Annotated in this window: 7 protein-coding genes; 4 read left to right on the top strand and 3 right to left on the bottom strand. The window is 71.6% G+C overall.

All coding sequences use genetic code 11. The features are described from left to right. The 4 genes from ND748_RS23080 to ND748_RS23065 all read left to right on the top strand — a co-directional run. The coding region (locus ND748_RS23080; protein WP_285902569.1) for a cysteine dioxygenase family protein at positions 1-855 on the top strand (855 nt) is incomplete at its 5' end. Between the two features lie 26 nt (positions 856-881). Beyond that, a complete protein-coding gene (locus ND748_RS23075) occupies positions 882-1,253 on the top strand; it encodes a rhodanese-like domain-containing protein (protein ID WP_044883703.1) in 372 nt (123 codons plus the stop codon). 786 nt (positions 1,254-2,039) lie between these two features. Then, the gene (locus ND748_RS23070; protein ID WP_251748054.1) at positions 2,040-2,408 is read left to right on the top strand and encodes a WhiB family transcriptional regulator; all 369 of its coding nucleotides are present in this window, start codon (positions 2,040-2,042) and stop codon (positions 2,406-2,408) included. A gap of 295 nt (positions 2,409-2,703) precedes the next feature. After that, positions 2,704-3,246 carry a histidine phosphatase family protein gene (locus ND748_RS23065; RefSeq protein ID WP_251748053.1) on the top strand — a complete coding sequence of 181 codons (543 nt, stop codon included), beginning with the start codon at positions 2,704-2,706 and terminating at the stop codon, positions 3,244-3,246. Positions 3,247-3,274: 28 nt separating this feature from the next. Here ND748_RS23065 and ND748_RS23060 read toward each other — a convergent pair whose 3' ends face one another. The 3 genes from ND748_RS23060 to ND748_RS23050 form a co-directional block, all read right to left on the bottom strand. Further along, positions 3,275-3,466, bottom strand: a complete 192-nt coding sequence (locus tag ND748_RS23060; RefSeq protein ID WP_374216006.1) for a hypothetical protein — start codon at positions 3,464-3,466, stop codon at positions 3,275-3,277. 208 nt (positions 3,467-3,674) lie between these two features. Next, positions 3,675-5,195 (bottom strand): trehalose-6-phosphate synthase, encoded by a 1,521-nt coding sequence (locus ND748_RS23055; RefSeq protein WP_251748051.1) that lies wholly within the window; start codon positions 5,193-5,195, stop codon positions 3,675-3,677. 272 nt (positions 5,196-5,467) lie between these two features. After that, positions 5,468-5,731, bottom strand: a complete 264-nt coding sequence (locus ND748_RS23050; protein WP_009739496.1) for a hypothetical protein — start codon at positions 5,729-5,731, stop codon at positions 5,468-5,470. Positions 5,732-5,842 lie beyond the last annotated feature (111 nt).

The following is a 5,842-nucleotide window of genomic DNA, read 5'->3' as shown; positions in this document are numbered from 1 at the left end:
GACACAGCCGCGAACACCGCTTGGGACATCGCCGGGAACATCGCCGGGAACACCGCCGGCGGACGGACCGCTCGCGGGGGGGGGCGGGCCCGCCCCCCGCCGGCCGCCCTGCCCCCGGCCGACACGGCGGCACCGTTCGCCTTCACCGCCCTGGGAGTCCCCGTGCCTCTTCTGCACCCGGCGCTCGTCGCCGACCCGGCCCGCCCCGCCGAACACCTCCTGCCGGCCCCTTTCCAGGCGGCCCCGTTCCAGGCGGCCTCCTTCCCGGCGGCCCCCTTCCTGCCGGCGGCGTGCCTCAGCGACGAGCCGGGCACCGTCGATCTGGCGACGTTGCGGGATCTGACTGCGGCCTTCGCCGGCGTGCCGGCGATCTGGCGCCCGGTGATCCAGCACCGTCCCGACCGCCGTTGGTACACCCGGCTGCTGCTCTCCGCGACGGTCGAGGTGTGGTTGATCGGGTGGTATCCGGGGCAGCAGACCGAGGTGCACGACCACGGGGGCGCGCTGGGGGCGATGACGGTCGCCGAGGGCCGCGTCGAGGAGGACCGGTACGACCGGAACTGGACGATCACGCGCGTCCGCGAGCACCGGACCGGCGCGTCCGTCGGGTTCGGCGCGAAGCATGTGCACCGGGTCGCCAACCGCGGGCAGGAGATCGCCACGACCATCCACGCGTACTCCCCGCCGGAGCTGCCGATGCGATTCGCCCCGACGCAGGACGGCGCCGACGCGCGCGCCGCGGCAGTCCCGGAGCCGGCAGCCCTGAAGCCGGCAGCCCTGGCGCCGGCGGTCCCGGCACCAGCAGTCCCGGCACCGGCCGGGCGGGACGTCGCGACGCTCGGCGCCGCGCGGTGACCGACGGCGGGAGCAGGATCGACGCGATGCTCGCCGCGGCCCGCTCCCGGCTGCGGCGCCTCGAGCCCGCCGAGGCGGCGCAGGCGTTGGCCGAGGGTTCGGGCAGCGTCCTCGTCGACATCCGGCCCGCCGCCCAACGGGCCGCCGAAGGGGAGATCCCCGACGCCGTGGTCGTCGAACGCAACGTGCTCGAATGGCGTTTCGACCCCACCAGCGACGCCCGGTTGCCAATCGCGACCGGCGACGACCTTCAGATCATCGTGATCTGCTCCGAGGGATACACCTCCAGCCTGGCGGCCGACGCGCTGCGTCAGCTCGGCCTTCGGCGGGCCACCGACGTGATCGGCGGATACCACGCCTGGGCCGCCGCGGGTCTGCCGATCCGCGGCGGTGCGTGACCGGTCCGACGCCGATCGCCCCACCCGGTGGTCTCCCATCGGAACTTTTTCGCCCCCGGGCCCCACCTGCGACGCTTGCATCAGCAAAGGCGTCGAATGTGGTTCTGCGCACACTTCGTGGCCGAATCCGGTCCGGTGGCGCCCCCCGGACGGGGTTCCCCCGTTCGTCATCTGTCCGCAACGCGGCCGCACGCGGCGCCGGGTGGGCGATCGTAGTCCTCTCGGTGGGAGCTTCGGTGTTCCGTGTCGGCCACCGGACAGCGATCTCCCAGGCGCCCGTTTCCGCTGCCCACCAGCCATTCTCCCCCGGCGGGCGGTCTCGCCCCGCCCGCGGCCGCCGCTCCCAGCAAGATCATCGGAGTGGGCGCACGCCGCCGCGAAGCGCTCCCACGGCGTCCCGGCGCGCGCCCCGACGGCCCGCGGGAGCACTCCGGACGTCCGCGTTCCGGAACCCTTGCTATCCGGTCGAGAGGCGTCTACGTTCCTCGGTTAACGAGACGAGACGGGATCGTTTCCGAGTGGAGCCCACCCCCGGTATGCCAGGCGAATGGCGCCGTCAGTGGATTCCACCCGGAGCCCCAGGGGGTTTCTCGCCGCAACAAGGTTGACCTGCCTGTCTGGGGTGTCGCGCTACGCCGGATTTGGCGGTCTGCAAAAGCATGTGTCCGCCTTTGCAACGTCAGCAGGAGACGGTATGCCCAGTCAGCCCAGCGTGCTATCTGCCAGAAGCTCCGCCGCACTCAGCTTCCTGTTCGCCGCGTGCCACTGCGTCTGCGGTGATGCCCGATGAGCGCCGGAGTACCCGTTCTTCCCGGTCGTGACCTGCCGCCGCAGCCGTTCGGCACCGGCTGGCCCGCGTACTGGCGCCAGGACGCGGCCTGCCGTGACGGCGATCCGGACGCGTTCTTCCCGCCGGACGGGCGTAACACCAAGGCCCGCGCCGCCGCCGAGACCCGCGCCCGCAAGATCTGCTCGGACTGCCCGGTGCAGCGTCCCTGCCTGGCCACCGCGATCTTCCGGCAGGAGGAGCACGGCGTGTGGGGTGGGCTGACCTCGGACGAGCGCGCCACCGTCGTCCCCCGCGGCCGCCTGAGCGCCGACGACGCGCTGGTGTTCGCCGACCGCCTGCTGCTGTCGGTCTCGGTCGCGAGCTGACCCGCTAGTACCGCACTTCCCTGGTACTCGCAGATCCCCTGGTACTCGCAGACCTTCAGTACTTGCAGATCCCCGGTACTTGCAGATCCCCTGGTACTGCTGACCTCTGGTCTTACTGCTGCCCCAGAGACGGTACGGCGAACGGCTCGACCCCCGCGCGGGGCCGGGCCGTTCGCCGTCAAGGTCTCCGGCTGGTACATTTCCGCATTCCGGCACCGCTCGACACGGCCATCCACGGGAATGCGGGTGAAGTCATGTTCTCCACGCGCGGCATCAGATCACGCGGTGGTGTCGGGTGAGCCCGCCGCGGCGGCTTCTGCTGCTGCGTCACGCCAAGTCCGACTGGGCCGACGGTTCCATCGAGGACATCGACCGGCCGCTGTCCGCCACCGGGCGTCGCGGATGCCGGCTCATTGCCCGCCACCTCGCCGACAACGGGCTGGCCCCGGACCTCATCCTGTGCTCGGCCGCGCTGCGAACCAGGCAGACCGTCGAGGGCATCGCCGAGGCGCTGCCGGCCAACGTGCCGGTGCTGGTCGAGGACCGCCTTTACCTGGCCCAGGCGCAGGACATGCTGGAACGGCTGCGCGAGGTCGACGACGGAGTGCCGAGCATTCTGCTCGTGGGACACAACCCCGGCATGCACACGCTCGCCGTGGCCCTGCTCGCCCCCGACGAACGCTTCCGGATCCCCACCTTCCCGACCGCCGCGCTCGCGGTCGAGGACCTCGCCGTGTCGCGGTGGGCCGAACTCGGCGAGGATTCGACTCGGCTCGTCTCCTACGTCACGCCCCGCGCGCTGCGGGCGGCAGCCGACCCCCCGGTCGACTTGAGCTGAGCGCGAGGCGCCGCCCGACTCGCCAGGCTCAGTACGCCTGCTCCATGATCCGGGAGGCCAGCGCGATGATGCCGCCGCCGACCAGGAGCACGGCGGTGACGATCCACAGCGGCACCGAGGCGAAGATGAGCGCGAAACATCCGACCACGGAGCCCGCGATCAGCAGCAGCACCGCCAGCCACGAACCCGTGTTGGCCTTGTGGTGACCGGTCTCACTCACGTCCACTCCTGTCCCTGTCATCGCACCGCCTGCCGGCGGTGCGACGCGCCTCGTTCCCGCTGCGAGACTACCTGCGAACACCGCCGCCGGAGGCCCGGGGCCGATGTGCATTCGCCCCTTCTTCCGACCCGTCCCCGCAGGCGGGTCGGCCGGGTGGTATCGGGACCGCACCGGGTCCTTCGGCCCCCCGGCCGGGGTCCGTCCGGGCTCAGATGAACCCGGCGATCCGCCGCAGATCGACGAGCTGGTCGTCGAGCCAGCGCCGGACGTCGTGGGTGCGGACCTGTTCGGCGGCGGCGGCAAGCCGGCGGTAGCGCTCCTCCATCGGCATCGTCAGCGCCGTGTACAGGGCGTCCGCCATCTGCTGGATGTCGAACGGCTGGAGGGTCACCGCGAACTCACCGAGTTCCTCGTGGGCACCGGCCATCTCGGACAGGGCCAGCACGCCGCCGCGGCGGTTGACGACCGCCACCTCCTTCGCGACCAGGTTCATCCCGTCGGCGATCGCGTTGACGATCAGCACGTCACAGATCGAGTAGGCCGCCACGGCCAGCGGGAAGTCCTCCACCATCCGCAGGTCGATGGGCTGGCGACCCTCCTTGGTGTGCCGGGCGTTGATCTCGGCGACGAGGGCGCCGATGAGCGCGATGTAGTCGGCGTACTCCGGCACGTCGGTGCGGCTGGGCTGCAACAGGGCCAGGAAGCTGACCTTGCCGACCAGCTCGGGATGCTGGTCGAGCAGCGTGCCGAAGGCGAGGAAGCCGCGCACGACGTTCTTGCTCGGGTCGGTACGGTCGACGCGAAGGAGGAGCTGGCGATCGTCGTCGAGGAAGATGTAGCGCAGCATCGCGATGTGCGCGGCGACCTCCTCCGACGCCTGGGTGGCGTCGAGGGCGGCCGCGTCGACCGAGATCGGGTAGTAGCGGGCGCGGACCACCCGGTCCCCCACGGTGACGGTGAGCCGCTCCAGGTCGACGGGCAGACCGAGGAGCTCCTGGGCGCACAGGACGAAGTTGCGGGCATAGCGGCGGGTGTGGAAGCCGACGACGTCGCTGCCGAGCAGCCCGCGCAGCAGCCGCTCGCGGATGTCGCCGGGCAGGATGCGCCACTCGTCGGGACCCGGCCAGGGGATGTGCACGAAGTGGGTGAGCACGACGTCGGGGCACTGCTCGCGGACCCAGTCGGCGACCAGGTAGAAGTGGTAGTCCTGCAGCAGGACGAGGGCCTTGCCGCCGCGGGCGCGCACCTCGTCGACGACCGCGTCGGCGTAGGCGCGGTTGACCGCCGCGTACCCGTTCTCGAAGGCGTCGTGCTCGGCCCTGGTCAGCACCGGCGCGAGCGACCGGCCGTAGAGGCCGTGCTGGATGAACCAGAGAATCGGGTTGGACCACACGCTGTAGAAGTCGGCGTAGGCGGTCGGATCGGTGACGACCAGACGGACCCGGATCGCCGGACCGTCCGGCTCGCCGTCCACCACGTGGGGGTGGGGAGCGGTCTGGACGAGGATGGAGCCGCCCGCGCTCTCCGCTGCGACGGCGGCGTCCTCCTCGCCGGCCGCGCCGCAGACCCAGACGGCGTCATCGAGATGTTCGGCGAGTCCGGACAGGGCTGACACGAGGCCCCCCGCGCCCCGGTTCACGGTGCGCCCGGAGGCGTCCCGGTCGAAGCTGACGGGACCGCGGTTGGACAGGAGTACGAGAGGCAGGTCGAGGGGGATGAAGTCCGACACGGCGGATGCAGCCTCCTGGTCACGGGCGGTACGCGGCGTCCGGTGCCGCTGATCGCTCGGGCGCCCGGGCGCACGGGGACAATCCGGACTGTAGTGAGCCCCGCTGTCGGATGCACCGCGTTGCAGGGCGCCTAGAGGCTTGTTACCCAGACCTTCATCTGGTCACTGTTGCCACCGGCGCGATACCCATCCGTAACACGCACTCCCCCCCATTGTGGGAAGCCGGCCACCCCCGACGACATCGGGTGTGCCAACGATCACGGCGGGTGGGCCTACAGGCCGTCCCGGTAGTCCCGAACCTCCTGCACCGCCGAGCCCAACGACGCAAGCGACATCTGCAATGTGTCACGCGTCTCGACGAGCGCGCTCGTGAGCTGCTCGACGGCGCGATGCTCGCTGCCGTCGGTCGCCGCGATCACCATCGCTTGCGCCTCTTCGATCATGCTCAGGGCGCCCTCGAGCTGGCCGGCGACCTCCTCGGTGCGCCGGAACGCCTCGTCGAGCTGCGCCTTGACGTCGGCGATCGTGCCTGACACCCGTCCTCATCCCTTCCTGGAGCCGCCGGCCCGCGAGCCGGACGCCGGCACCTGCTCGGTGCCCGAGCCGAGCCCCAGGCCGAACCGGGCCGCGGCCGCGAGCGCGAGCAG

This window comes from Frankia sp. AiPs1, assembly GCF_023716945.1.
Classification (GTDB): domain Bacteria; phylum Actinomycetota; class Actinomycetes; order Frankiales; family Frankiaceae; genus Frankia.
Note: the sequence above shows the minus strand (reverse complement) of the source record. Positions and strands in the feature narration are given on the sequence as shown.

Excerpts from the sequence above, each read along its gene's own strand:
- ND748_RS23070 (WP_251748054.1), top strand. The coding sequence starts at position 2,040 with ATGAGCGCCGGAGTACCCGTTCTTCCCGGTCGTGACCTGCCGCCGCAG.
- ND748_RS23075 (WP_044883703.1), top strand. The coding sequence starts at position 882 with ATGCTCGCCGCGGCCCGCTCCCGGCTGCGGCGCCTCGAGCCCGCCGAG.